The organism is Denitratisoma sp. (genome assembly GCA_032027165.1).
Lineage (GTDB): Bacteria > Pseudomonadota > Gammaproteobacteria > Burkholderiales > Rhodocyclaceae > Desulfobacillus.
Genome location: JAVSMO010000001.1, coordinates 2,633,535 through 2,659,759, shown reverse-complemented (window position 1 = coordinate 2,659,759; position 26,225 = coordinate 2,633,535). Strand labels below are relative to the sequence as shown.

Genomic DNA, 26,225 nt, shown 5'->3' with positions numbered 1-26,225 from the left:
AAGGAATCAGAGTCCCGTGCGCAGGCGCTCGGCGAGCCTGGCGAAGGCGAGGGCGCGGTGGCTGATGCCGTTCTTCGCTTCCGCCGTCAGTTCCGCCGAGGAACGGTTCGCCGAGGGCACCAGGAATAGCGGGTCGTAGCCGAAGCCGCCCGAGCCGCGCGGCGCCGTCAGGATCTCGCCGTGCCACTCGCCCTCGGCGATCACCGGCTGCGGGTCCTCGGCGTGGCGCAGCAGCACCAGCACGCAGACGTAGTGGGCGCGGCGGTCGCTGCGTTTGGCCAGCTCGGTCAGCAGCCTGGCGTTGTTGCGCGCGTCGCGCGTGTCGCGGTCGCCTTCCTTGCCGGCGTAGTAGGCGGAGTGCACGCCCGGCTCGCCGCCGAGCGAGGGCACGCACAGGCCCGAGTCGTCGGCGAGCGCCGGCAGGCCGGAGAGCTTCGCGGCATGGCGCGCCTTGGCCAGGGCGTTCTCGAGGAAGGTGCAGTGCGGCTCCTCCGCCTCAGGAATGGCGAAGGCCGACTGCGGCAGCACCTCGATGTCGAAGGGTGCGAACAGCGCGGCGAACTCGCGCAGCTTGCCGGGGTTGTTGGAGGCGAGGACGAGCTTGTCGAACATCTGGGCTAGATACCGAGGACGGCCTTCTGCGCCGCGACGAGTCGCTCGATGCCGCGCTCGGCCAGGCCGAGCAGGGTGTCCAGCTCGGCGCGGCTGAACGGTGCGCCTTCCGCCGTGCCTTGCAGTTCGATCATGCCGCCGGAGGCGGTCATCACCACGTTCATGTCGGTGTCGCAGGCGGAGTCTTCCGGGTAGTCGAGGTCGAGCACCGGCACGCCGTCGTAGATGCCGACGGAGACGGCGGCGACCAGCTCGCGCAGCGGATGGCGCGCGATGGCGCCCTCGGCGACAAGCTTCGAGAAGGCGTCGTGGGCGGCGACGCAGGCGCCGGTGATGGAGGCGGTGCGCGTGCCGCCGTCGGCCTGCAGCACGTCGCAGTCGATCTGCACGGTGCGCTCGCCGAGCGCCTCGAGGTCGGTGACGGCGCGCAGGGCGCGGCCGATCAGGCGCTGGATCTCCAGCGTGCGCCCGCTCTGCTTGCCCTTGGCCGCCTCGCGCGCGCTGCGCGTGTGCGTCGAGCGCGGCAGCATGCCGTATTCGGCGGTGAGCCAGCCCTGGCCGAGGCCGCGCAGGAAGCCCGGCACGCCCTGCTCGACGCTGGCGGTGCACAGCACCTTCGTGTCGCCGAACTCGACCAGCACCGAACCCTCGGCGTGGCGCGTGTAGTGGCGCGTGATCGTCACGCGGCGCAGTTCGTCCGGATTGCGGCCGCTCGGTCTGTTCATTTGTGAAGTCGTCATTTCGAGAATTTCTTGATGGCCGCGTTGATTTCCTGGATGGCGCGCTCGATGTCCTCGTCCGACAGGTTGGGCAGCGGCTGGGCGCCCTTGCGCGCCTTGGCGAACGCTTCCATCTGCGTCGTGAAGGAGTCGATCGGCATGGTCTTGGTCGACACGCTGCCGAGGGTGTCCTCGGCGTAGCTGTCCTCCCAGCGGATGGCGATGATCGACAGGTTGTCGGCGTTCTCGCCGCCGCGCGCCTCGGCCTGGTTGAGCAGGGCCGGCGAGGCCTGCAGGACGTTGCCGGTGCCCATGGCGCGCGGGATCACGTCGGCGGGCAGCGGGCCCCAGACGCCGTCGCTGCACAGCAGGATCACGTCGCCGGTCATCAGCGGCGTCTTCTTGGAGAAGTCGATCTGCGGCGCGCTGGTGCCGCCGAGGCAGCTGAAGATGCGGTTGCGCGCCGGATGGCGGGTGGCGTCCTCGGCGCTGATGAGGCCGTCCTCGACCATGCGCGCGACGCGCGAGTGGTCGCGCGTCTGGGCGAGGATGCGGCCGCCGCGGAGGGCGTACAGGCGCGAGTCGCCGGCGTGCGCCCAGTAGGCGATCGAGTCCTGCACGATGCAGGCGACGCAGGTGGTGCGCGGCGCATCCGGCAGGAAGCGGTCGGCGGCGTAGTCGAGGATGGCGTGGTGGGCGTTGTTGATCGCGCCGGACAGGAACAGGAACGGGTCCTTCAGGTCCGGCTTGGCCTCGCGCTGGAAGGATTCGGTGATGTACTGCACGGCGATCTGCGCCGCCACCTCGCCGTGCAGGTGGCCGCCCATGCCGTCGGCGACGACCATCAGCAGCGCATCGCGCGAATAGCAGTAGGCGATGCGGTCCTCGTTGGTCGGGCGTTTGCCCGGCCGGCTTTCCTGGTAGATCGTGAATTTCATTTGATCAGCGCCTTGACCTTCTTGCGCAGGTGGCCGAGCAGGGTCTGCCTCGGCACGATGCGATCCTTGTCGGCAAGAGCCTTCTGCAGGGCGAACACGCTCTGCGGCCGCTCCAGGTAATTCAGGTGCATGCACCAGTCGACGGTTTCCAGCAGCTGCCGGGAATACTTGTCCGGCCAGCGCCTGACGGCCGGCACCAGCTGGTCGCGCTCGATGCGCTGGTCGGCCGCCTGCGGCGCCGCCGCCGCCATGCAGGCGTACATGCTGGCGCCGATCGAGTAGATGTCGGTCCACGGCCCGAGCAGTTCGCGCCGGATGCTGTTGTACTGCTCGGGCGCGGCGAAGCCGGGCGTGTACATCGGCTTGAGCAGCGGCGTGTCGGTCGACAGCGTCTGGCGCGCGGCGCCGAAATCGATCAGCACCGGCTGCCCGTCGTTGCGCAGGTAGATGTTCGAGGGCTTGATGTCCAGGTGCAGCAGCTTGTGCGTGTGCACCTCGCGCAGGCCGTTGAGCAGGCGCGCGAAGACGGTGCGGATGAAGCTCTCGCGGATCTCGCCCTTGTGCTTCTGGATGTGCTCCTGCAGGGTGCGGCCGCGCTCGTAGTGCATCACCATGTAGACGGTTTCGTTGGCGCGGAAGAAGTTGAGCACGCGCACCACATTGGGGTGGGAAATCTTGGCCAGCGCGCGGCCTTCCTCGAAGAAGCACTTCATGCCGTAGCGGAAGGTGGCGACGTTTTCCTCGGCGATCGAGGGCAGGGCGTCGCCCGTGGAGCGCAGGGCCAGCGAGTTGGGCAGGTATTCCTTGATGGCGACCGGCGTGTCCTCCTTGTCGAAGGCCAGATAGACGATGGAGAAGCCGCCCAGCGACAGCTGGCGTTCTATGCGGTACTCATCGAGCTGATAGCCCGTCGGCAGCGGAACGTTGGCTTGCGGTGGCATCGGCGGGCGAGGCGGTCGGCCGGGCGATCGCGCGCCCGGCGGCAGTTCAGGTTAAGATTGGGAACCCATTGTCTTTTTTTATCGCCGCGCTGTAAAGCCGCGGATCGAGAACACAGCCATGATCTACAGCATGACGGGATATGCCGTGCAGATGCGCGACATCGGGCGCGGCATTCTCCATCTCGAGCTGCGCACGGTCAATTCGCGCTACCTCGACATGAATTTCCGCATCGCCGAGGAGGTGCGCATCGTCGAGCCGGCGCTGCGCGAGACGATTGCCGCCCGCCTCAACCGCGGCAAGGTCGATTGCCGGCTCAACCTGCTGGCTTCGACGGCGGCGCCGCGCGAGGCGAGCCTCAACCGTGCCCTGCTGCTGCAGCTGGCCGACCTGCAGTCGGGCGTGCGCGACCGGCTGCCCGATGCCGCCCCCCTCAGCGTGAACGAGGTGCTGCGCTGGCCGGGCATGCTCGGCGACGACCAGCTCGCCCCCGACACCCTGCAGGCCGAATGCGCCGCGCTGGCGAAGGCCGCCCTCGACGAACTGATCGCCACCCGCGCCCGCGAGGGCGGGAAGCTGGGGGCGATGATCCTCGAGCGCGTCGAGCGCATGCGCGCGCTGGTGGCGCAGGCCGCGCCCCTGCTGCCGCAGGCGCTGGCCGACTACCAGGAACGCATGGCCACGCGCCTGCGCGAGGCGGCCGCCAGCCTGGACGAGGAGCGCATCCGCCAGGAAATGGGCCTGTTCGCCACCCGCGTCGACGTGGCGGAGGAGTTGAACCGCCTGGTCGCCCACCTCGACGAGGTGGCGCGCGTCGTCGGCAAGGGCGGCGCCATCGGCAAGCGGCTCGACTTCCTCATGCAGGAGCTCAACCGCGAGGCCAACACCCTGGCCTCGAAGTCGGTGTCGACGGAGATCACCGCCATCGCCGTCGACATGAAGCTGCTCATCGAGCAGATGCGCGAGCAGGTGCAGAACATCGAATAGCCGTCAGGCCGCCAGCGCCTCCCGCACCGGCCGGTGCGCCACGCCCAGCGCTTCGGCCACCGCCCCGCAAGTGACCTCCCCGGCCTGCACGTTGAGGCCGTTGCACAGATGGGGGTCGTCTGCACAGGCCCGTCGCCAGCCCTTGTCGGCCAGCGCCAGAACGTAGGGCAGCGTGGCGTGGTTGAGGGCGGCAGTGGAGGTGTGCGGCACGGCGCCCGGCATGTTGGCGACGCAGTAGTGCACGATGTCGCCGACGGCGTAGGTGGGCGCTTCGTGGGTGGTCGGCCGGGAGGTCTCGAAGCATCCCCCCTGGTCGATCGAGACGTCCACCAGCACCGCGCCCGGCCGCATGCCGGCGAGGTGCTCGCGCCGGACCAGCTTGGGTGCGGCCGCGCCCGGCACCAGCACCGCGCCGACGACGATGTCGGCTGCTATGACCGCATCCTCCACGGCCTGGCGGGTCGCATACAGCGTGCGCAGCCGCGCGCCGAACACGTCGTCGAGCCGGCGCAGGCGCGGCAGCGACGTGTCGAGCACCGCGACCTCGGCGCCCATGCCGATTGCGATGCGCGCCGCCTGGGCGCCGGCCGTGCCGCCGCCGAGGATGGCGACGCGCGCCGGCGGTACGCCCGGCACGCCGCCGAGCAGCATTCCGCGCCCCCCGGAGGCCTTCTGCAGGCAGACCGCGCCGACCTGGACCGACATGCGGCCGGCGACCTCGCTCATGGGGGCCAGCAGCGGCAGGCCGCCGTCCGCGCCGGTGACGGTCTCATAGGCGAACGCCGTGCAGCCGGACTGGCGCAGCAGCCGGGCCTGCTGCGGATCGGGCGCCAGATGCAGGTAGGTGAACAGCACCTGTTCCTCGCGCAGCATCGCGCACTCCGCCGGCTGCGGCTCCTTGACCTTGACGATCATGTCGGCGCGCGCGAAGACTTCCTCCGCCGTCCCGACGATCTCCGCCCCCGCCGCCAGATACTGCGCGTCGTCGTATTCCGCGCCGGCCCCGGCCGCGGCCTGCACCAGGACGGCATGGCCATGGGCCACCGCCTCGCGCACGGCCGCCGGCGTCATGCCGACGCGGTATTCATGGTTCTTGATTTCCTTCGGTACGCCGATCCGCATCGCTTCCTCCCGTGGTTGAAAGACCGTGGACGATAATGACGCGGAGCGCGCGCAATGGGCTTGCAATCCGGCCGGCGCAGGCGCGCCGCCATGCAATAATATTGCGTGCCTGACGAAAAAAAGGATGATTCATGCGGCAGATAGACTTGGACAAGACAGATCGTAAGACGCTCGCCCTGCTCCAGGCCGACGGGCGCATGACCAACGCCGAGCTGGCGCAGCGCATCAGCCTGTCGCCTTCGGCCTGCCTGCGCCGGGTGCAGCGGCTGGAAGCCGCCGGCGTGATCGCCGGCTACGTCGCGCTGGTGAGCCAGGAGGCGGTCGGGCGGCCGACCAGCATCTTCGTCGAGGTGACGCTGAAGAGCCAGAGCGAGGAGGCGCTGAAGGCCTTCGAGCGGGCCGTGCGCGCCTGTCCGGACGTGATGGAGTGCTACCTGATGTCGGGCGATGCCGACTACCTGATCCGCGTCGTGGCGGCGGACACGCAGGATTACGAGCGCATCCACAAGCAGCACCTGACCCGCCTGCCCGGCGTCGCCCGCATCCGCTCCAGCTTCGCCCTGCGCGCCGTCTGCAAGCGCACGGCGCTGGACGTCTGAGCCGGCTCAGCCGCCGGTGTCCTCGTCCGGCTGGCGCAATTCCCGGCTGCGCGCCAGGAGGCGGGACAGCGCCTTGTCGAGGACCTTGCGCTCGCGTTCGGCCAGCGCGGACAGGAACCAGGCCTCGGTTTCCCGCGCCGCGGGGATGATCGCCTCGCACATGCCGGTGCCCTTGCGCGTCAGGAACAGCACCAGCCGCCGCCCGTCGCGCGGATCGTCGCGCACGGCGACGAGGTCGAGGTCCGCCAGTCGGCGCTGGGCGCGGCTGACGCGCGCCTTGTCCATGCTGGTGTGCTCGACCAGCTCGTTGGGCGACAGCGGCCCGCAGCTGTGCAGCGCCATGAGGATGCGCCACTCCGGGATCTGGATGCCGTAGCGCTGCTCGAACAGCGAGCCGATCGACTGGCTCAGGCGGTTGGCCACCACCGCCAGCTTGTACGGCACGAACTCCTGCAGCGACAGCCTGGCCGGCTTCTTCCTGGGTGCGGGCATCGGCGTCTCAGCGCTCCTGTGCGTCGTTCTCGTTCAGCGCGCCGGCCAGGTCGGGCCGGAACGGATTGCGCCGCCGGACGAGCAGGGTCCACGCCAGGCTGTAGGCGAGGGTCGCGCCGAGCATGATCGCCACGTTGCGGTAGATCGGCTCCGCCAGCTCGGGCGCGGGCGCGATGTTGAGGAAGACATAGCCCATGCCGAGGATGCCCAATGCCTGCGGCAGCGGGAAGAACGGCGAGCGGAACGGCCGCGCCCGCTGCGGCAGGCGCAGGCGCAGCACGATGTGGTCGAGGTGCACGATGATGTAGGCGACCAGCCAGCAGCCGGCGGCGGCCACCGTCAGGGTGAGGATCGCCGAGGCGTCCATGCCGAGCGGCGCACGCACGGCGGCGATGGCGGCGGTGAACACGGCGAGCGCCCAGGCCGGCGCCCCGCGCGCGTTCTCGCGCTCGAGCCAGGCCGGCAGCTGGCCGCTCTGCGCCATGCCCTGGATCATGCGCGAGACGCTGGCCAGCACGGTGTTGAGCAGGGTCGCGCTGCCGAGGATGGCCAGCACGGCGAAGGCGGTCTTCGCCGCCGGGCCGAAGATGGAGAGGGCGAGGTCGACGTGCGGGGTCGCCGCCGTCAGCTTGTCGGCCGGCAGCATGGCGATGCCGGCGAGGCAGAACACGCAGTACACCGCGACGATGAGGACCAGGCCGACCAGCATGGCGCGCGGCAGGTTGCGGGTGGGGTTGCGCGCATCCGCGATCATCGGGCAGACGAACTCCAGCCCGACCAGGCCCCAGAAGGCCAGCGCCACCAGCGACAGCGCCAGCGAGGCGTCGAAGGCGGCCGGCGCGGCGGCCGCCGCCGCGCCGCCGCCGGACAGACCGGCGAGGCCGATGAGGAACAGGCCGCCGAACATGATGGCGACGAGCGCACTCTGGATGCGCGCGAAAAGGTCGATGCCGCGCAGGTTGAGCAAGCAGAACAGCAGCAGCAGGACCAGGCTCGGGTAGGGCAGCGCCGCGACCAGCCCGGGCGCCACCTGCGCGAGCAGGGTGTCGACCAGGATCAGCTCGGCCGGGATGCCGAGCAGGGCGACGGCGACGTAGCCCGACAGCGTGGCGACGATGGCCAGCCCCGGCCCCAGCGCCGCCTGGGTATACGCGCTGACCGAGCCGGAGCGCGGCAGCATCAGCGCCAGCTCGGCGAAGGACAGCACGTAGGTCAGCGCGAGCAGCGCCGAGACGCCGATGGCGACGAGAAAATTGTATTGTCCGATGCCGGCGCCGTTGAGCATGGTGATCATCGTGCTCTGCACGACGACCACGCCGACCGCGGTGGCGACCAGCGCCGGCAGCGGCAGGGCCTTCCCCTTTTCCATGTCCTCCTCCTTTTGTCCTTGTATGTATTTATGGAATGGCGAAACTGGTCAGCTTGGTGTCGAGATACGCCGCCAGCCCCTCCTGGCCGCTCTCCGAACCGTAGCCGCTTTCCTTGACGCCGCCGAACGGCGTTTCCGGCTGCGAGACGCCATAGTGGTTGACGCCGACCATGCCCGCCTCCAGTCTTGCGGAGACCGTGTGGGCCAATGCCAGGTCGCGCGTGAACAGGTAGGCCGAGAGGCCGTAGGGCAGGGCATTGGCCTGCGCGATCGCCGCTTCGAGATCGTCCCAGGCATTGATGACGGCGATCGGCCCGAACGGCTCCTCGCGCATGATGCGGGCGGTGTCTGAAACATCGACGAGCACGGTCGGCTCGAAGAAGTGGCCGGGGACGTTCAGCCGCCTGCCGCCGCAAGCCAGGGTGGCGCCGCAGGCCAGCGCGTCTTCCACCAGCGCCTCCATGGCGCCGATGCGCCGGGCATGGATCAGCGGCCCCATCCCGGTTTCGCTTTCCAGGCCGCTGCCGACGCGCAGCCGGCGCGCGCCGGCCACGAAGGCATCGACGAAAGCCTTGAACAGCGACTGGTGTACGAGAAAGCGCGTCGGCGAGGCGCACACCTGGCCGGCGTTGCGGTACTTGGCCGCTACCGACTGCAGAGCGACACGGTCTGCATCGGCATCGCCCAGCACTAGCACCGGCGCGTGCCCGCCGAGCTCCGCCGTATAGCGCTTGACGCCGCGGGCGCACAGCTCGCCCAGATGCTTGCCGACCGGGATCGAACCGGTGAACGACACCTTGCGAATGCTTTCGCTGGCGATCAGGTGCGCCGAGACCTGCGCCGGATCGCCGCAGACCAGGTTGAGCACGCCGGGCGGCAGCCCCGCATCGTGGAAGGCGCGCACCAGTTCGATGGCGCTGCCCGGCGTCTCTTCCGCCGGCTTGAGGATGGCGCTGCAGCCGGCGGCGAGCGCGGCGCCGACCTTGCGCGCCGGCAGGTTTATCGGGAAGTTCCACGGCGTGAACAGTGCCGCCGGGCCGACCGGCACGCGCGTGACGGCCTGGGCGAGGACGGTGTCCGAGCGCGGCGGCACCAGCCGGCCGTAGGCGCGCTTGCCCTCCTCGGCGAGGAAATCGATGATGTCGGCGCTGAGCAGCACCTCGCGCCGGCTCTCGGCGAGCGGCTTGCCCTGCTCGAGGGTCATGACGCGGGCGATGGCGTCGGCGCGCTCGCGCAGCAGGCGCGTGGCGCGCGCGATGGTTTCCCAGCGCGCGTGGGCCGGCACCTTCTTCCAGGCCTCGAAGCCGCGGCGCGCGGCGGCGACGGCGAGGTCGAGCTCCGCGTCGCCGGCCAGCGGCAGCAGGCCGAGCACCGATTCATCGGCGGGATTGACGACGGGCCGGCTGCCGGCGCTGCCGGCGTCGAGCCAGCGGCCGTCGATGTACAGGGCGGGGGCGGGATAATCGTTCACGATGTCGTCTCGTTGCAGGGATGCGGCGTGGTGTTGTAACACCGGAAAGTTGCAAATGCAACGGTTTTGCCCAGCACCGCAACGAGCTTTTGAAATTTTCCTCGGTTTGCCGATTTGGGATATTGGTTGCACGGACAACCAATGTAAGCTGGCCGCCCCACGCGTATTGTTTGGCCGGGACGTCCATGACCTACAGCACCGAACAGCTCAAGCGCGCCAACGCGCGCCACCTCTGGCATCCGATGGCGCACCCGAAGGCCATGCTCGACGCGCCGCCCGACATCATTGCGCGCGGCGAGGGCGTCTGGGTCTGGGACATCGACGGCCATCGCATGATCGACGGCGTCGGCGGCCTGTGGAGCGCCAACTTCGGCCACAGCAACCGCCGCGTGCGCGACGCCATCGTCGCCCAGCTCGACGAGCTGCCCTACTACAACACCTTCCGCGGCACCACGCATCCGCGCGCCATCGAGCTGTCCGAGGCGCTGGTGCGCATGATGGCGCCGGAAGAGGTCGGCGCCGTGATGTTCGGCAGCGGCGGCTCCGACGCCGTCGAGGCGGCGCTGAAGATCGCCCGCCAGTACTGGAAGGTGCGCGGCCAGGCCGACCGCACGAAGTTCATCTCGCTGCGCCAGGGCTACCACGGCGTGCACTTCGGCGGCATGTCGGTGAACGGCAACACCAATTTCCGCCGCGCCTACGAGCCGCTGCTGCCCGGCTGCTTCCACGTCGACACGCCGTGGCTCTACCGCAATCCGTACACCGACGATCCCGCCGAGCTGGGCCGCATCTGCGCCGAGCTGCTCGAGCGCGAGATCGTCTTCCAGGGGCCGGACACCGTCGCCGCCTTCATCGCCGAGCCGGTGCAGGGCGCCGGCGGCGTCATCGTGCCGCCGGAGAACTACTGGCCGGCGGTGCGGGAGGTGTGCGACCGCCACGGCGTGCTGCTCATCGCCGACGAGGTGGTGACCGGCTTCGGCCGCACCGGCGCGCTGTTCGGCACGCGCCTGTGGGGCGTCAACGCCGACATCTGGTGCCTGGCCAAGGGCATCTCCGGCGGCTACGTGCCGCTCGGCGCCACCGCCGTCGGCCGGCGCATCGCCGACGCCTTCCTCGAGGCGCCGGCCGGCATCGGCGCCATCACCCACGGCTACACCTACAGCGCCCACCCGGTGGCCGCCGCCGCCGCCCTGGCGAGCCTGACTTTGGTGGAGGAGCTCGACCTGCCCGGCAACGCGGCGCGCGTCGGCGCGCATTTCCAGGCGCGCCTGCGCGAGTTCGTCCGCCACGCCCATGTCGGCGACGTGCGCGGCGTCGGCCTGATGGCGGCCATCGAGATGGTCGAGTCGAAGGCGAGCCGCAAGACCCTGCCGCGCGGCAACGAGCTGCCGCTGAAGGTGGCCCGCGCCGCCTACCGGCGCGGCGCCATGGTGCGGGTGTCGGGCCCCAACATCATCCTTTCGCCGCCGCTCGTCATCACGCGCGAGGAGATCGACATCCTGGTCGACGCGCTCGACGCCGCCTTCGCCGAGGCGGAGGCGGCGGCATGACGACGGACGTGCCGAGAATCCTGCTGGTCGGCACCGCCGACACCAAGTCGGACGAACTGCTGTTCATGCGCGGCCGCATCGAGGCGGGCGGCGGCGAGGCGCTCGTCATGGACGTCGGCATCCTCGGCCACGCGCCCTTCGCGCCGGACATCGCGAATGCCGAGGTGGCCGCCGCGGCCGGCGCCACGCTCGCGCAGCTCGCCGCCCTCGGCGACGAGAACGCCGCCATGTCGCGCATGGCGCAGGGCGCCGCGCGCCTGACCGCAACCCTGCATGCCGAGGGCCGCATCGACGGGCTGCTGGCGATGGGCGGCACCATGGGCACCGACCTGGCGCTCGACGCCGCCGCGGCGCTGCCGGTCGGCGTGCCGAAGGTGGTGGTGTCGACCATCGCCTACTCGCACCTGCTGCCGCCGGAGCGCATCCCCGCCGACCTGGTCATGCTGCTGTGGGCGGGCGGCCTGTACGGCCTCAACGACCTGTGCCGCTCCTCGCTCGCCCAGGCCGCCGGCGCCGTGCTCGGCGCCTGCCGCCTGGCGCAGCCGCCGTCCCTGGCGCGTCCGCTGGTCGGCATCACCTCCCTCGGCTCGAGCGTGCTGTCCTACATGAAGCGCCTCAAGCCGGCGCTGGAGGCGCGCGGCTACGAGGTGGCGGTGTTCCACACCACCGGCATGGGCGGCCGCGCCTTCGAGGACCTGGCGGAGCGGGGGCGCTTCGCCGCCGTCTTCGATTTCAGCCTGCAGGAGCTGGCCAACCACCTCGGCGGTTCCTGCGTCACGGCGGGCGCCTCGCGCCTGACCGGGGCGGGGCGCGCCGGCGTGCCGCAGATCGTCGCGCCCGGCGCCACCGACATGGTGGACTTTCCGGCCTGGGCGCCGCCGCCGGCGCGCTTCGCCGGCCGGCCCAGCCATGCGCATAACCGCCTGATCGCCTCCGGCATGTGCGATGCGGCGGAGCGCCGCGAGATCGCCGGCGAGATCGCCCGCCGCCTGCGCGCGGCGCAGGCGCCCAGCTGCCTGCTGCTGCCGCTGCGCGGCATCGAGGAGTGGGACCGCGAAGGCCAGCCGCTGCACGACGCCGACGGGCTGCGCGCCTTCGTCGACGCCCTGCGCGGCGAAGCGTGGGCGCCGGCCGAATGCGTCGAGGTCGACGCCCACATCAACGATGCGGCGTTTGCCGATGCCGCCCTGGCCGTCTTCGACCGCTGGGCGGCCGCCGGCCGCATCGCCCCGGCGCCCGTGCCGCGCTGACGGCATGACGCAGGCCCTGGTGCTCGACTTCGGCGGCGTCGTCACGCGCACGCTGTTCGAGACGCATGCCATCACCGAGGCGGCGCTGGGCCTCGCGCCCGGCACGCTGAAATGGCGCGGCCCCTTCGACGCGCAGAGCGACCCGCTCTGGCGCGACATGGAGGCGGGCCATCTCACCGAGCGGGACTACTGGCTGGTGCGCACGCGCGAAGTGGGCGCCCTGCTGGGCGAGGACTGGGATCGCATGGAGACCTTCGTCGTGCGCGCGCGCGGCGCCGACCCCGACGCCGTGATCCGCCCCGAGGCGGTCGCCGCCATCGAGGCGGCGAAGGCCGCCGGCTGCCGCATCGCCATTCTCTCCAACGAGCTGGACCTCTTCTACGGCCGCGAACTGCGCAGCCGGGTGGCCGTGCTGCGCCACGCCGACTGCATCGTGGACGCCACCTACACCGGCATCCTCAAGCCCGACCCGCGCGCCTACGCGCTGTGCCTGGAGGCGCTCGGCCTGCCGGCCGCCGCCTGCGTCTTCGTCGACGACCAGCGGCGCAACGTCGAGGGGGCGATCGAGGCGGGGATGTGCGCGGTGCGGTTCGATATCGCCCGCCCGGCCGAATCCTTCCGCCGGGCGCTGGAGCTGCTCGGCGTATCGCCGTGACTGACTTTTAAACCAGCCGCGCCGGGTGCGCGGAGCTGCGCAAGGTTTCCGAGGGCAGTTCGCCGAACATGCGACGGTAGTCGTTGGCGAAGTGGGAGAGGTGCCAGAAACCCCAGCGCGCCGCGATGTCCTGAACGGAGTGGCGCTGCGGGTCGGCCGACTTGAGCATGCGGCGCACGCCGTTCAGGCGCATGGCGCGCAGGTAGCTCACCGGGTTGAGCTGCAGGACTTCCTGGAAGCTGTACTGCAGCGTGCGCCGGCTCACGCCCAGCACGCGGCACAGGTCTTCCACGGTGAGCGGTTCCTCGACGTGCTCGCGCATGTAATCCTGCGCGCGCGAGACGATGGCGTGCCGCGCCGTCGGCGAGGCGGTCGAACGGGCATCGTCGGTGTGGCCGACGGCCTTCACCACGCTGGAGAGCAGGGCGTGCTCCAGCCCCTTCTGCATCGCCGGGTATTGCAGCATCGCCGGCGTGCGCGAGACGGACTCGAGCGCGGTGAGCAGGAAGCCGCGGAATTCGTCGACGGCCGCCTTCGTCGACTGGAGCACCGCGACATCCTGCAGTTCCTGTTCGATGTCGCGGTGTTCGATTTCCCTCGCGTAGCGCGTCAGCACATCCACCGGAACGGAGACGGCGACGATGTCGAAGTGTTCGGGCGCGCGGAAGTCCAGTTCGTCGCCGCCGCGCATGGTCATGATGGCGTCGGGCGCAATCGGCCGGCCGCAGAAATAGCCCTGGCCTTGCATCGCCACCGGCACGCCGAGGACGCGCTCGCCGGCGCGCATCAGGCCTTCCTCGTGCACCGACTGGTTGGTGACTTCGCGGAAGAGCTGGATGCCGCGGAACCAGATTTCCATGAAGCGGCCCTCGAACTGCCCGGGCGAGAGCTGCTCGTAGACCTGGTCCCAGTCGCGCAGGCAGGCCGCCTGCTCGTCGGCGTCGCGCGTCTCGCGACGAACCAGCGAATAGAGGGCATTCTCGTCGAATGCGCCTAGCGAGTCGGTGAGGGCGGTTTCCATACCTTTCCCTGAAGGGCATTGGGCGATGGCGATGGCGCAGTAAAGCGGAATGCCGATCCGTTTGCAAGGGGCTGACGGCAACTAAATGCTGAATAACCAACATTTTTGTCCGGCTTGCCGATTTGGGCTAACGGCCCCAGCGGAACCCTGCCTAGAATCCGCTCCCATTGCATGCCGCAGACTCATCGAAAACAAATATTGCGGCGCAACAAGGAGGAGCCATCTTGTCGCGTTTAACCCGCGTCGTCGTCGCTTTTGCGTCCACCGCCTGCATGGCGACCGTCGCCATGGCCGAGCCCAGGTACGAGACGCTCACGGTTGCCAAGCTGCCGGAGCCGACGCCGCATCGCCTCTACATTTCCGACATCGCCATCAATCACATCATCGATGGACGGCTGCACGTCATCGACGGCGACGGATTGAAATACCTCGGCATGATTGCGACCGGCTATGCCGGCAACGCCACGCTCTCGCTCGATCGCAGGGAAGTCTACGTCGCCACCACCTACTATTCGCGCCTGTCGCGCGGCGAACGCACCGATGTCGTGGATATCCACGATGCCCAGACGCTGGAGCACAAGGGCGAGATTGCCATTCCGGCGCGGCACGCCCAGGCCTTGCCCTACAAGGGCCTGAACCGCCCTTCGTCCGACGGGCGCTGGCTGTTCGTGCAGAACGCCACGCCCGCCTCCTCGGTGACGGTGGTGGATCTCAAGGCGCGCAAGTTCGCCGCGGAAATCCCCACGCCGGGCTGCTGGATCGTGATTCCGTCGCAGACCGACGGCAGCCGCTTCGCCACCCTGTGCGGCGACGGCACCTTGCAGAGCATCGTCCTCAACGACAACGGCAGCGCGAAGTCGCGCACGCGCAGCGCGCGCTTCTTCCATCCCGACGAGGACCCGGTATTCGTGCACACCGACAACATCGGCGACCGGCACTACTTCGTTTCCTACAAGGGCAAGGTGTACGCCGCCGACCTGTCCGGCGACGAGCCGAAGGTGGAGGCGCCGTGGCCGCTGGCGAGCGGCGCGGAGGCGCGCAAGGGCTGGCGTCCGGGCGGCTATCAGCTGCTCGCCCTGCATCGCAAGACGGGGCGGCTCTTCGTCGGCGTGCATGCCGGCGGCGTGGAGGGCAGCCACAAGAATCCGGCGAAGGAGATCTGGGTCTTCGACCTCGAGAAGAAGAAGCGCGTGGCCCGGCTGCCCGGCCACAACGCCATCGCCATCGCCGTCAGCCAGACGGATCAGCCGAAGCTCTTCGCCATCGACGGCATGAACATGGGGCTGGCGGTCTACGACGCCGGCGACAAGCCGCGCTTCCTCAAGCGCATGGAACAGATCGGCGAGGCCGCCACGCTGATGGAGCTGCACTGAGATGGATGCGCTGGATCCGACCCTGCCGCACATGTTCGCCGCGCTGCTCGCGATCGTGTTCCTCGGCGGCGCCTGGCAGAAGCTGCGCGACATGGACGGCTTCGTCATGGCCGTCGAGCAGTACCGCCTGCTGCCGGCGTCGTGGGCGATGCCGGCCGCCTGGGCCTTGCTCGCGGCGGAGGCCGTCGCCGGCCTGCTGCTCCTGCCGCTGGCGACGCGAACCGCGGGCGCCGCGCTCGCGCTGGCCGTGCTGGCGGCGGTGACGCTGGCGGTGGCGATCAACCTGCTGCGCGGGCGCCATGCCATCGACTGCGGTTGCGGCGGTCCCGAGGGCGGGCAGCATCTTTCCTGGGGGCTGGTGCTGCGCAACGGCCTGCTCGGCCTGGCGGCAGTGCTGTCGCTCGCCGCCGAGGCGCCGCGCGACCTGGTCTGGCTGGACGGCCTCACGCTGGTGGCGGGCACGCTGGCGCTGTATGGGCTGTACGCGGCGGCCAACCAGCTGATGGCGAACCGGCCGCGCCTGATGAAACTGAGGGGTTGAACGCATGATCGATGCACTCGCCGTATCCAACGTCATTCTCTGGGCTGTCGTGCTGGCGCTGCTGGTGGCGGTCTTCGCCCTGGCGCGCCAGGTCGGCATCCTTTACGAGCGCGTGGCGCCGATGGGCGCGCTGATGATCGATTCCGGCCCGGCCGTCGGCGAGGCGGCGCCGCGCTTCGACCTGCCGGCGCTGGGCGGCGGCCGCGTGGCCGTCGGCGCGGCGGCGGCGCGCAGCCAGCTCCTCTTCTTCCTCTCGCCCACCTGCCCGGTGTGCAAGAAGCTGCTGCCGATCCTCAAGTCGATCGCCGCCGCCGAATCGGCCTGGCTGGACATCGTCTTCGCCAGCGACGGCGAGGCGGAGGAGCACGCGGCCTTCCGCCGCCGTGCCGCGCTGACTGACTTTCCCTACGTGCTGTCGGCCGAGCTGGGCATGGCCTTCCGGGTGGGCAAGCTGCCCTACGCGGTGCTGCTGGACGAGGCCGGACGGGTGCGCGCCAAGGGTCTGGTGAATTCGCGGGAACAGCTGGAAAGCCTGTTCACCGCCAAGGAAATGAACGTGGCCTCGGTGCAGGAGTTCGTCGGCGGCCAGGCCGGAGCCGGAGCCGGAGCCGGGCAAGGAACAGGAACGGGAATATGAAATGGCTTGACGAATTCTTCGAGCGCTCGAGCCGCCGCGCGGCGCAGCGCGTGTCGCGCCGCAGCGCGCTGGTCGGCATCGGCCGACTGCTGGTCGGCGCCGCCTTCACGCTGCCGGTGCTGCCCTTCGACCGCATCGCGCGTGCCGCCGCGGGCGGTTCCGGCGGCAAGAAGAAGGAGCCGGACGTCTACCAGTGCGACTACTGGCGCTATTGCGCGGTGGACGGCTTCCTCTGCTCCTGCTGCGGCGGTTCGATGTCCACCTGCCCGCCGGGAACGGAAGTGTCGAAGGTCGCCTGGATCGGCACCTGCCGCAACCCGCAGGACGGCAAGGACTACCTGATCAGCTACAACGACTGCTGCGGCAAGACCGCCTGCGGCCGCTGCCTGTGCAACACCAACCTCGGCGAGCGTCCCGGCTACCGCATGGGCCTGCACAACGACGTCAACTGGTGCATGGCCAATACCAGCAGCACCATGTTCCATTGCACCACCGCGGTGCTGATCGGCCTGGCGGAGAAGGATTCGTGAGGCTCGTGCTGCTATCGGGGCTCGCGATGATCGCGGCGACGGCGGCTTGCGCGCAGGATCGCGGCGCGGCGCTGTTCGAGCAGCACTGCGCCGTTTGCCATCAGCAGAAGGGCGAGGGCATTCCCGGCTTCGCGCCGCGGCTGGCAGGCAACCTGGCCGAGCGCGCGAAAAAGCAAACCGGCCGCGCCTACCTCGCCCAGCTGGTGGTGAGCGGGATGATGGGCCCGATCGTCTCGGGCGGCGAAAAATTCAACGATGCCATGCCGCCCTTTGCGGCGCTCACCGACGAGGAGATCGTCGCCGTGGTTGGCCATGTCCTCGGGGATTTGAACGGCGTGCCGGCCGAACAACGCGTTACGCCGCAGGACGTGGCGGCCGCCCGCAAGCGGGCTTTGCCGCCGAACGAAGTGCGCCGCCTGCGAGAGCAGTAGGCGTCGGAAGAATCGTTTCAAGAGGAGGAGCACGGATGAAGTCGATTACAAGAACGACGATTGCAGCATGCCTGGCCTGCGCCTGGGGACTGGCGGCCGCCGCCGCGACCGACGCGGAGGTCGCCCGCCTCGGCAAGGACCTGACGCCGGTTGGCGCAGAGAAGGCCGGCAACAAGGACGGCTCCATTCCCGAGTGGACCGGCGGCATCACGAAACCGCCGGCCGGCTGGAAGGCGGGGCAGAAGCGCATCGACCCCTACAAGGACGACAAGCCGCTGTTCTCGATCGACGCGGGCAGCGCGGACAAATACAAGGACAAGCTGTCCGAGGGCCAGATGGCGCTGCTGAAGACGCTGAAGGGCTATCGCATGGATGTCTATCCGACGCGGCGCTCCTGCGGCTTCCCCGACTTCGTCTACGAACGCACGAAGACCAACGCCAAGGAGGCGAAGCTCGCCGCCAACGGCTGGGGCCTGGAGAAGGCGATCGGCGCGGCGGTGCTCTTCCCGATTCCCAAGGCCGGTGCGGAGGCCATGTGGAACCACAAGCTGCGCTACCAGGGCGAAGGGCGCATCGAGTACTACTCGACCATCTTCTCCAGCAAGTCGGGCGACTTCACGCCGCTGGTGCAGGACCAGTGGGTGACGATCCCCTTCCACAGCCGCAACAACAAGGGCGTGGATGAGGTCGGCGGCGTCGAAATGAAGCTGCTCAATGCGGTCGTATCCCCGGCGGCGCGCACCGGCGAACTGATCCTCGCCCACTGGTCCATGAACGCGGCGAGCGACGCCTGGCTCTATTTCCCCGGCCAGCGCCGCGTGCGCCGTGCGCCGACCTTCGCCTACGACAACCCGGTGCCGGGCTACGAGAACCTGGAGACGGTGGACCAGTACCCGATGTACGCCGGCGCCATGGACCGCTACGACTGGAAGCTGGTCGGCAAGCAGGAGCTGTACATCCCCTACAACAGCTGGAAGTGGGTGGACAAGGGCCGCAAGTACAAGGACATCTACGGCCCGGACTACGTCAACCGCGACCTGGTGCGCTACGAGCTGCACCGCGTGTGGAAGGTGGAGGCGACCCTCAAGGAGGGCATGCGCCACATCTTCCCGAAGCGGATCTTCTATCTCGACGAGGACAGCTGGGGAATCATGGTGGTCGACAACTACGACGCCCAGGGCAAGGTCTGGCGCGTGCAGGAGTCGAGCCTCATCGTCGCGCCGGAAATTCCGGCCTGCGTCGCCCAGGAGAACATGGGCTACGACCTGAACGTCGGCCGCTACATCGCCGAGAACGCGACGCAGGAGCGCCCGGAAACCGACTGGCTGGCCGGACGCGAGGGGCGCATCGAGAAGAGCCGGTTCAATCCGGATGAACTACGCCGCGTCGGCGACCGCTGAGCGCGACGACACCAGAGGAGGAGAACATGAAAAAGAGCCAAAAAGGCATCGGAACCAAACGCAGGGCGGTCCTGGCGGCGACGCTGGGCGGATTGGGTCTGCTCGCCAGCCAGCCGGCGGCGGCGTTCAAGTTCGAGGGCGAATCGGTGTCGGGCAGCTTCGACTCCACCATCTCCCTCGGCTTCCGCCAGCGCCTGGAGTCCACGCATTGCAGCGTGATCGGCAACGACAACGGCGGCTGCACTCCCGTGACGGGCACGCTGGGCGAGAAAATGTTCGGACCCGGCGGCGGCATCGCTTCCCCGCCCGACTTCAACTACCTGCAGTCCGACAACGGCAACCTCAACTACAAGAAGGGCGACGTCGTCTCGGTGGCGCTCAAGGGCACGCACGAGCTGTACCTGAAGGCGCCGGCCGGCCTCACCGCGCTGGTGCGCGCCTCCTGGCTGAAGGACTTCAAGGCCGACGATACGCGCCGCACCCCGCTCTCCGACGAGGCGAAGGATCTGGCCGTCAAGAACTGGACCTGGCTGGACGCCTGGATCGCCAAGGAGTTTCATATCGGCGACCGGCCGGCCAAGGTGAAGCTCGGCAACCAGGTCATCAGCTGGGGCGAGGACGTCTTCATCTACGGCGGCGTGAACATCACCAACGCCATCGACCTGCAGCGCTTCAGCATTCCGGGCACCCAACTGAAGGAAGTGTTCCGGCCGGCACCGATGATCTCCCTCAACGCCTCGATGACCGACAACCTCAGCTTCGAGGGCTATTACCAGTGGAAGTGGAACGCCTTCCAGTTTCCGGCCGTCGGCACCTTCTTCTCGCCGGCCGACGTGCTCGGCAAGAGCGCCGGGAACGCCTACGTGCCGACCTCGATCGCCAACAACTTCGGGCTCCCGGGCGCGCCATTCCCGAACGGCACCGTCGGCGACCCGGGCGGGCCGCACGGGCTGACCGATGCCCAGCTGGCGAACCCCCTGTTCAACCCGGCCTATGGCGCAGTCGGCACGGGCTCCGTCGCCTACCGCGAGGGCGTGCGCGATCCGAAAGGCGGCCAGTTCGGCGCGGCCTTCCGCTACAAGTCCGATGCGCTGCACAGCGATTTCGGTTTCTACTACATCCGCTACCACGACAAGATTCCCTTCATCGGCTTCCGGAACGCCGGCTCGCCGACCAACCTCCTCGGCGTCACTTACTTCGAGGACTACGGCGAGAAGCGCAATCTTTTCGGCGTCTCGATGAACACCAACATCGGTCCGGTCGCGGTCGGCGCGGAGCTTTCCTACCGTCCGAAGGACAGCGTCGCCGTCGATCCGACCGTGCCGGCTGCCGGCAAGTACTCGGTGTTCGAGTACGCCGGCAAGGTGGCGCGCGGTTTCACCACCGAGCGGAAATGGCAGGCGCACCTGACCGGCTTCTACCTGGTGGCCCCCTCCAGCCCGCTCGGCGCGGTCATGACCGGCCTCGGCGCGGCGGAAGGCTACATCCTGGCGGAGGCGGCGGTGGCCTACTATCCCGGGCTCGACCGCTCCGGCAACGTGCCCTACCTGCTGTCGAACTACGAGATCCCGAACAAGACCTCGTGGGGCTACGTCGTGTCGATGGGCCTGACCTATCCCAACATCTTCGGCAGCGGCTGGAACATGCTGCCCCAGCTCGATTTCACCCATGACGTGAACGGCACCACGCCGAACGCCCTGCCCTTCGTCGAGGGGCGCAAGTCGGCGGCCTTCTCGCTCAACTTCGACCGCGAGAGCCGGTGGAAGGCCAATCTCGGCGTGACGCGCTACTGGGGCGGCGGCAACAACAACACCATGCGGGACCGCGACTTTGCCTTCGGGAGCGTTTCCTACACCTTCTGAGCAGGCAGCGGCATTGCATGATCGGCCCGATGGCCCGGGGCGGCTGAACGCCCCGGGCGCATTCCGCCCTCCTTCCGGTAACACATCAAGATGATCGCATCACTGGTCCAACGGCTCGAAGACCTGTTTTTCGGGCGCCGCGCGCTGACGCTCGGAACGCTGCTCGCCTTCACCCTGCTGATGGCGTTGTTCGCCGTCCAGCTGAAGATGGACGCCGGTTTCGACAAGCAGCTGCCGCAGGGCCACGAGTACATCCAGACCTTCAACCAGTACCGCGACGAGGTGTTCGGCGCCAACCGCATCATCGTCGTGGTGCATCCGCGCCAGGGCGATATCTGGACCGCCGAGGGGCTGCAGCGCCTGCACGAGGTCACCCAGTCGGTGATGTTCCTCGCCGGCGTCGACCGGCGCACCGTCTCCTCGCTATGGACGCCGACCACCCGCGTGCTGGAGGTCACGGAGGAGGGCTTCCGCGCCGAGGACGTCATCGGCGGCGACATCACGCCCGACCAGCTCACGCCGGACAAGATCGCGCGCATCCGCAACAACGCCCTCGTCGGCGGCTACATGGGCAGCCTGGTCGCCAACGACAGCCGCGGCGCCATGGTGGTCGCCGACCTGCTCGAGCACGACCCGAAGAGCGGCGAGAAGCTCGACTACCTGGCCTTCGCCAAGCGGCTGGAGCAGGACGTCCGCGCCCGCCACGAGGATGCCGGCTTCGAGATCCAGATCATCGGCTTCGCCAAGCAGATCGGCGACATCGCCGAGGGCGCCAAGAGCGTGGTGCAGTTCTTCGCGCTGGCCTTCCTGCTCACCGCCGCCGCGGTGTTCTACTACTCGCGCTCGCTGGCGCTGACCGTGCTGCCGATGGCCTGCTCGCTGGTCTCCCTGGTCTGGCAGTTCGGCACGCTGCAGCTGCTCGGCTACGGCCTCGACCCGCTCGCCGTGCTGGTGCCCTTCCTGGTCTTCGCCATCGGCGTCTCCCACGGCGTGCAGCAGATCAACTACATCTCGAAGGAGGTCTGCGCCGGCAACGACGTCGGCACCGCGGCCCGGCGCAGCTTCAGCGGCCTGTTCATCCCCGGCACCATGGCGCTGGTGACCGCCTTCGTCGGCTTCGCCACGCTGACCCTGATTCCGATCCCGATGATCCGCGAGCTGGGCATCACCGCGTCGATCGGCGTCGCCTACAAGATCGTCACCAACCTGATCATGCTGCCGGTGGCAGCCTCGTATTTCAGCTTCGACCAGCGCTTCATCGACCGCGCCCTGCGCCTGCGCGAGCAGCGTGCCCGCATCATGGCCTTCTTCGGCCGCATCGCCACCACGCGCAACGCCGCCATCGGCACGCTGGCCAGCGTCGTCCTGTTCGGCATCGCCTTCCACGAAAGCCAGAGCCGCCACGTCGGCCACCTCATGCCGGGCGCGCCCGAGCTGCACGCCGATTCGCGCTACAACCGCGACGCGGCCGAGATCGTCAAGCGCTTCGACCTCGGCCTCGACGTCCTGACGGTGGTCTTCGAGACGCCGCGCGACGGCTGCTACCAGACCGAGGTCATGGCCCACATCGACCAGTTCGCCTGGCAGATGTCGAACGTGCCCGGCGTGCTCTCCGTCGCCTCCGTCGCTCAACTCGGCAAGCAGGCCTATGCCGGCACCAACGAGGGCCATCCGAAATGGACCGCCCTGGCGCTCGACGAGCGCTCGCTGGCGAATTCCGTCGGCCTGATCCCGGAGGGCACCGGCCTGCTCAATCCCGGCTGCACGGTGCTGCCGGTAAACATCTACCTGACCGACCAGAAGGCCACCACCATCAAGGCGGTGGTGCAGGCGGTGCGCGACTTCCGCGAGCGCGAAACCCAGGCCGACGTCAGGCTGCGCCTGGCGAGCGGCAACTCCGGCGTGCAGGCGGCCACCAACGAGGTGCTGGAGAGCACCGAGCTGCCGATGATGCTCTACGTCTACGCCACCATCATCGTACTGGTGCTGCTGACCTACCGCGACTGGCGCGCCATGCTGGCCTGCTGCCTGCCGCTGACGCTGGCGACCTTCCTCGGCTACTGGTTCATGAAGGCGCTCGACATCGGCCTGACTGTGGCCACCCTGCCGGTGATGGTGCTGGCGGTGGGCATCGGCGTCGACTACGCCTACTACATCTACAACCGCCTGCAGATCTACCTGGCGCAGGGCGTGGACATCGCGACCTCGTTCCGCCAGTCGCTGATGGAGTCGGGCATCGCCACCTTCTTCACCGCGGTGACGCTCTCGGTCGGCGTCGCCACCTGGTCGTTCTCTGAGCTGAAGTTCCAGGCCGACATGGGCCTGCTGCTGACCTTCATGTTCATGGTGAACATGCTGATGGCGATCACCCTGCTGCCCTCGCTGGCGGTGATGATCGACGTGCTGATTCCGCGCACGCGTCCGGTGCGCGCACCGTTCCTGGCCCACTGAGTTCCCTATGCCGAAGAAATCCCTTCTCGAGAAGCTGCGCGGCGCCCCGGCTGCGGCGCCGTCTTCCCTGCCCTATCCAGCCATCGACCTGGCGGTGGCGGCGCTGCTCGTCGAGGCGGCCCAGGTCGACGGCGCCATTCCGCCCGCCGAGCGCGAGCTCATGCATAGCCTGATGCGCGAGCGCCTGCGCCTGCCCGAGGAGGAGACGGCGCAGCTGCTGCGCATCGCCGAGGGCGAGTTCGCCGCCGCGCTCGACGACTGGGTGTTCACCCAGACGGTGCGCGAGCACTATGCGACGGAAGAGCGGCAGCGGGTGCTCGAGATGATGTGGCGGGTAGTGTATGCCGACGGCCGGCTGGCGAGGCTCGAGGATGCGCTGATGGGTCGCGCCGCCGCCGCGCTCGGCCTGACTCAGGCGCAGGCCGACGCGGCGCGGATGCTCGCCTATGCGCGCTCCAGCAGGGGCGGGGTGGGAGCATGATGCGCGCGGCGCATCTGCTGGCCGGCTGCGCCCTTGCGCTGATGGCGTGCGCCTCGACGGCGCAGGAGAGGGGCGCGCAGTCCGGTTTCCGCGACACCGAGGCCTACCAGGCTCCCCTTGCGCAGCGCGCACCGCTCATGGCGGCCGTGCGTGCCGGCGAGCGGATTGTCGCGGCGGGGGATTTCGGCACCATCCTGGTTTCCGACGCCGGCGGACGCAACTGGCGCCAGGCGCCGACGCCGACGCGCGCCACGCTGACCGCGCTCCACTTCATCGACGCGCAGCACGGCTGGGCGGCCGGCCACGGCGGCGTGCTGCTGGAGACGCGCGACGGCGGCGCGCGCTGGACGCGGCTTGCCAGCCTCGGCGCCGACGTGGTGCCGTTCGACCTGCATTTCGAGGACGAGCGGCGCGGCATGGTCGTCGGCGCCTTCGGCTTCGCCGCCATAACCGAGGACGGCGGCAGGAACTGGAAGCCGGTCCGCATCAGTGCGGGCGAATACGCCGACCAGCACCTCTACGCGATCTTCTCCGGCCCGGACAGGCGCCGCTGGATCACCGCCGAGGGCGGCGGACTGTACCGCGCCGAGGGGGATGCCTTCATGCCGGTTTCGTTGCCATACAAGGGATCGATCTGGGGCGGCATGACCCTCGCCGACGGCACCGTGCTGGTGTGGGGCATGCGCGGCAACGTCCTGCGCAGCGAGGACGGCGGGCGCAGCTGGCTCGGCGTGGCCAGCGGCACCCGGCAGGCGCTGACGGCCGGCGTGCAGCGGGCCGGCGGCGAGGTCGTCCTCGCCGGCCTCGGCGGCGCGGTCGTCCGCAGCAAGGACGCCGGCCGCAGTTTCGGCGCCCAGACCCGGCCCGAGCGGCAATCGCACACGGCGCTGGTCGAGGCGGGCGAGTCGCTGCTCAGTTTCACCCTCGCCGGCATCGGCGGGGACATCAAGTGACGCAGGCGGATCACGTGTGACGTAGTTCAACCAACGCAAGGGAGCGAGCTCATGAACACCTATCTGAACACCATCAACGGCAAGGCCGTCGGTTCCGACAAGACCTTCGAGTCGATCAATCCCGCCACCGGCGAGTCGATCGGCCGCGTGCCCATCTCCAGCCAGCAGCAGGTCAAGGACGCCATCGCCGCGGCGCGCGCCGCGCAGCCGGCCTGGGCGGCGCGGCCCGACGCCGAGCGCAAGGCGCTGATGATGAAAGTGGCCGAGGTCATCAACAAGAATTCCGCAACCCTCGCCGAATGGGTGACGCGCGAGCAGGGCAAGCCGCTCGGCGGCGTCGGCCCCGACCAGGTGCCGGGCGCGCGCTTCGAGGTGTGGGGCTGCGAAGTGTGGACCCAGGTGCCGGCCAGCCTCGACCTGCCGGTGGAACTGGCCTTCGAGGACGACACGCGCCGCGACGAGGTGCACCGCAAGCCCTACGGCGTGGTCGCCGCCGTCGCGCCGTGGAACTGGCCGCTGCTGATCGCCATCTGGCAGATCATCCCCTCGATCCGCGCCGGCAACACCGTGGTCATCAAGCCTTCCGAGTACACCTCGATCGGCACGCTCGAACTGGTGCGCCTGATCAGCGAGGTGCTGCCGGCGGGGGTGGTGAACACCGTGAGCGGCCCGGGCGAAGTCGGCGCCTGGCTCACCTCCGATCCTGGCATCGACAAGGTGATGTTCACCGGCTCCGGCCCCACCGGCAAGAAGATCGCCGAGGCGGCGGCGAAGAACCTGGTGCCGGCCACGCTGGAACTGGGCGGCAACGACGCCGCCATCATGCTGCCGGACGCCGATCCGAAGGCGATGGCCATGGGCCTGTTCTGGGGCGCCTTCATCAACATGGGCCAGACCTGCGCCTGCGCCAAGCGCCTCTATGTGCCGGAAAACCTGTTCGAGCCGACCGTGCAGGCGCTCAAGGAACTGGCCGAGATGATGCCGATGGGCGACGGCCTGCAGGAAGGCATGGTGATGGGCCCGATCCAGAACAAGATGCAGTACGACAAGGTGGTCAAGCTGGTGGAGAGCGCCAAGCAGCAGGGCGGCACCATCGTCTGCGGCGGCGCGCCCAAGGGCGGCCCCGGCTACTTCTATCCGCTCACCCTGGTGACGGGGCTGAAGGACGGCGACCGGCTGGTCGACGAGGAGCAGTTCGGCCCGGTGCTGCCGATCATCAAGTACCGCGACATCGACGAGGCCATCGCCAGCGCCAACCGGCTCGACGTCGGCCTCGGCGCCTCGGTGTGGTCGACCGACGTCGAGAAGGCGAAGCAGGTGGCCAGCCGCATCCAGGCCGGCACGGTGTGGATCAACCAGCACGGCATGATCCACCCGATGGTGCCCTTCGGCGGCGTCAAGGGCTCGGGCTACGGCGTCGAGTTCGGCCTCGACGGCCTGAAGGCCGTCACCCAGCCGCAAGTAATAAGCATAAAGAAGTGAGGTAGCGCCGGTGTGATCGCCGTGCTGGGGAGACTGACTTTTGCGGCGGCGCTGCTGGCGCCGCTGGCTGCCTCGGCCGGCGAGTCCGCCGCGACCCTCTACGCCCTCAACTGCATGGGCTGCCACCAGCCGCCCGACGAGGCGAAGAAGCTGGCACAGCCCCTGCGCGGCCAGTTCGCCCACAGCGACACCGGCCGCGTCTTCTTCATCAGCGTCCCCGCGCCCGGCGCCCGCCCGCTGACGCCCGCCGAGGACGCGCGCCTGCTGAAGGAAATCCTCGACTGGAAGCGCAGCTGCAGCGTGATCCTGCAGCAGGCGCCGCTGGTGCGCTACGGCGGGGAGGCGCACGTCAAATGAGGC

26 protein-coding genes are annotated in these 26,225 nt (G+C 69.2%); 17 read left to right on the top strand and 9 right to left on the bottom strand.

Annotated elements, in window-relative coordinates:
* Positions 1-6: 6 nt before the first annotated feature.
* Genes rdgB through ROZ00_12930 form a run of 4 tightly spaced genes read right to left on the bottom strand, consistent with a single transcriptional unit; the run spans position 7 to position 3,210 of the window.
* The gene (gene rdgB, locus ROZ00_12945) at positions 7-612 is read right to left on the bottom strand and encodes an RdgB/HAM1 family non-canonical purine NTP pyrophosphatase (protein ID MDT3737127.1); all 606 of its coding nucleotides are present in this window, start codon (positions 610-612) and stop codon (positions 7-9) included.
* Between the two features lie 5 nt (positions 613-617).
* Positions 618-1,337 (bottom strand): ribonuclease PH, encoded by a 720-nt coding sequence (rph, locus tag ROZ00_12940; protein ID MDT3737126.1) that lies wholly within the window; start codon positions 1,335-1,337, stop codon positions 618-620.
* Positions 1,338-1,348: 11 nt separating this feature from the next.
* Positions 1,349-2,269: a protein phosphatase 2C domain-containing protein gene (locus ROZ00_12935; GenBank protein MDT3737125.1), complete on the bottom strand. Its 921-nt coding sequence runs from the start codon at positions 2,267-2,269 to the stop codon at positions 1,349-1,351.
* Complete coding sequence (locus ROZ00_12930) at positions 2,266-3,210, bottom strand: serine/threonine-protein kinase (GenBank protein MDT3737124.1); 945 nt, start codon at positions 3,208-3,210, stop codon at positions 2,266-2,268. Before ROZ00_12930 ends, ROZ00_12935 begins: the two co-directional genes overlap by 4 nt.
* Positions 3,211-3,328: 118 nt before the next feature.
* Between ROZ00_12930 and ROZ00_12925 the strand changes: the two genes are divergently transcribed.
* Complete coding sequence (locus tag ROZ00_12925) at positions 3,329-4,195, top strand: YicC/YloC family endoribonuclease (GenBank protein ID MDT3737123.1); 867 nt, start codon at positions 3,329-3,331, stop codon at positions 4,193-4,195.
* A 3-nt stretch (positions 4,196-4,198) separates the two neighbouring features.
* Here ROZ00_12925 and ald read toward each other — a convergent pair whose 3' ends face one another.
* Positions 4,199-5,317 carry an alanine dehydrogenase gene (gene ald / locus ROZ00_12920; protein MDT3737122.1) on the bottom strand — a complete coding sequence of 373 codons (1,119 nt, stop codon included), beginning with the start codon at positions 5,315-5,317 and terminating at the stop codon, positions 4,199-4,201.
* A gap of 146 nt (positions 5,318-5,463) precedes the next feature.
* Here ald and ROZ00_12915 point away from each other — a divergent pair, with 146 nt between their 5' ends.
* Positions 5,464-5,916: an Lrp/AsnC family transcriptional regulator gene (locus ROZ00_12915; protein MDT3737121.1), complete on the top strand. Its 453-nt coding sequence runs from the start codon at positions 5,464-5,466 to the stop codon at positions 5,914-5,916.
* Positions 5,917-5,922: 6 nt separating this feature from the next.
* Here ROZ00_12915 and ROZ00_12910 read toward each other — a convergent pair whose 3' ends face one another.
* Genes ROZ00_12910 through ROZ00_12900 form a run of 3 tightly spaced genes read right to left on the bottom strand, consistent with a single transcriptional unit; the run spans position 5,923 to position 9,248 of the window.
* Positions 5,923-6,408, bottom strand: coding sequence for a MarR family transcriptional regulator (locus tag ROZ00_12910; protein MDT3737120.1), 486 nt, complete (start codon positions 6,406-6,408; stop codon positions 5,923-5,925).
* 7 nt (positions 6,409-6,415) lie between these two features.
* The gene (locus tag ROZ00_12905; GenBank protein ID MDT3737119.1) at positions 6,416-7,777 is read right to left on the bottom strand and encodes an APC family permease; all 1,362 of its coding nucleotides are present in this window, start codon (positions 7,775-7,777) and stop codon (positions 6,416-6,418) included.
* Positions 7,778-7,805: 28 nt separating this feature from the next.
* Positions 7,806-9,248, bottom strand: a complete 1,443-nt coding sequence (locus tag ROZ00_12900; protein ID MDT3737118.1) for an NAD-dependent succinate-semialdehyde dehydrogenase — start codon at positions 9,246-9,248, stop codon at positions 7,806-7,808.
* A gap of 185 nt (positions 9,249-9,433) precedes the next feature.
* Here ROZ00_12900 and ROZ00_12895 point away from each other — a divergent pair, with 185 nt between their 5' ends.
* Genes ROZ00_12895 through ROZ00_12885 form a run of 3 tightly spaced genes read left to right on the top strand, consistent with a single transcriptional unit; the run spans position 9,434 to position 12,703 of the window.
* Positions 9,434-10,798 carry an aminotransferase class III-fold pyridoxal phosphate-dependent enzyme gene (locus ROZ00_12895; protein ID MDT3737117.1) on the top strand — a complete coding sequence of 455 codons (1,365 nt, stop codon included), beginning with the start codon at positions 9,434-9,436 and terminating at the stop codon, positions 10,796-10,798.
* Positions 10,795-12,048 carry a Tm-1-like ATP-binding domain-containing protein gene (locus tag ROZ00_12890; GenBank protein ID MDT3737116.1) on the top strand — a complete coding sequence of 418 codons (1,254 nt, stop codon included), beginning with the start codon at positions 10,795-10,797 and terminating at the stop codon, positions 12,046-12,048. Before ROZ00_12895 ends, ROZ00_12890 begins: the two co-directional genes overlap by 4 nt.
* A 4-nt stretch (positions 12,049-12,052) precedes the next feature.
* Positions 12,053-12,703, top strand: coding sequence for an HAD-IA family hydrolase (locus ROZ00_12885; protein ID MDT3737115.1), 651 nt, complete (start codon positions 12,053-12,055; stop codon positions 12,701-12,703).
* Positions 12,704-12,710: 7 nt separating this feature from the next.
* Here ROZ00_12885 and ROZ00_12880 read toward each other — a convergent pair whose 3' ends face one another.
* Entirely contained in the window at positions 12,711-13,724 is a 1,014-nt protein-coding gene (locus ROZ00_12880) for a helix-turn-helix domain-containing protein (protein MDT3737114.1), read from the bottom strand.
* A gap of 224 nt (positions 13,725-13,948) precedes the next feature.
* Here ROZ00_12880 and ROZ00_12875 point away from each other — a divergent pair, with 224 nt between their 5' ends.
* From ROZ00_12875 to ROZ00_12820, 12 genes are all read left to right on the top strand, one after another.
* Positions 13,949-15,097, top strand: coding sequence for an amine dehydrogenase large subunit (locus ROZ00_12875; protein ID MDT3737113.1), 1,149 nt, complete (start codon positions 13,949-13,951; stop codon positions 15,095-15,097).
* A gap of 1 nt (position 15,098) precedes the next feature.
* On the top strand, positions 15,099-15,638 hold the full coding sequence (locus ROZ00_12870; protein ID MDT3737112.1) for a MauE/DoxX family redox-associated membrane protein: 540 nt from the start codon (positions 15,099-15,101) through the stop codon (positions 15,636-15,638).
* A 4-nt stretch (positions 15,639-15,642) separates the two neighbouring features.
* On the top strand, positions 15,643-16,275 hold the full coding sequence (gene mauD / locus ROZ00_12865) for a methylamine dehydrogenase accessory protein MauD (protein ID MDT3737111.1): 633 nt from the start codon (positions 15,643-15,645) through the stop codon (positions 16,273-16,275).
* On the top strand, positions 16,272-16,805 hold the full coding sequence (locus ROZ00_12860; protein MDT3737110.1) for a methylamine dehydrogenase light chain: 534 nt from the start codon (positions 16,272-16,274) through the stop codon (positions 16,803-16,805). The genes mauD and ROZ00_12860 overlap by 4 nt, the downstream gene beginning before the upstream one ends.
* Positions 16,802-17,236 carry a cytochrome c gene (locus tag ROZ00_12855; protein MDT3737109.1) on the top strand — a complete coding sequence of 145 codons (435 nt, stop codon included), beginning with the start codon at positions 16,802-16,804 and terminating at the stop codon, positions 17,234-17,236. The genes ROZ00_12860 and ROZ00_12855 overlap by 4 nt, the downstream gene beginning before the upstream one ends.
* Positions 17,237-17,271: 35 nt before the next feature.
* A complete protein-coding gene (locus ROZ00_12850) occupies positions 17,272-18,636 on the top strand; it encodes a DUF1329 domain-containing protein (GenBank protein ID MDT3737108.1) in 1,365 nt (454 codons plus the stop codon).
* Between the two features lie 26 nt (positions 18,637-18,662).
* On the top strand, positions 18,663-20,498 hold the full coding sequence (locus tag ROZ00_12845; GenBank protein ID MDT3737107.1) for a DUF1302 domain-containing protein: 1,836 nt from the start codon (positions 18,663-18,665) through the stop codon (positions 20,496-20,498).
* 90 nt (positions 20,499-20,588) lie between these two features.
* Complete coding sequence (locus tag ROZ00_12840) at positions 20,589-22,949, top strand: MMPL family transporter (protein MDT3737106.1); 2,361 nt, start codon at positions 20,589-20,591, stop codon at positions 22,947-22,949.
* A 7-nt stretch (positions 22,950-22,956) separates the two neighbouring features.
* Positions 22,957-23,430 (top strand): TerB family tellurite resistance protein, encoded by a 474-nt coding sequence (locus ROZ00_12835; protein ID MDT3737105.1) that lies wholly within the window; start codon positions 22,957-22,959, stop codon positions 23,428-23,430.
* Positions 23,427-24,383: a YCF48-related protein gene (locus ROZ00_12830; protein ID MDT3737104.1), complete on the top strand. Its 957-nt coding sequence runs from the start codon at positions 23,427-23,429 to the stop codon at positions 24,381-24,383. The genes ROZ00_12835 and ROZ00_12830 overlap by 4 nt, the downstream gene beginning before the upstream one ends.
* A 51-nt stretch (positions 24,384-24,434) precedes the next feature.
* Positions 24,435-25,865, top strand: coding sequence for an aldehyde dehydrogenase family protein (locus tag ROZ00_12825; GenBank protein MDT3737103.1), 1,431 nt, complete (start codon positions 24,435-24,437; stop codon positions 25,863-25,865).
* A gap of 12 nt (positions 25,866-25,877) precedes the next feature.
* Positions 25,878-26,222 carry a hypothetical protein gene (locus ROZ00_12820; protein ID MDT3737102.1) on the top strand — a complete coding sequence of 115 codons (345 nt, stop codon included), beginning with the start codon at positions 25,878-25,880 and terminating at the stop codon, positions 26,220-26,222.
* Positions 26,223-26,225: the final 3 nt, after the last annotated feature.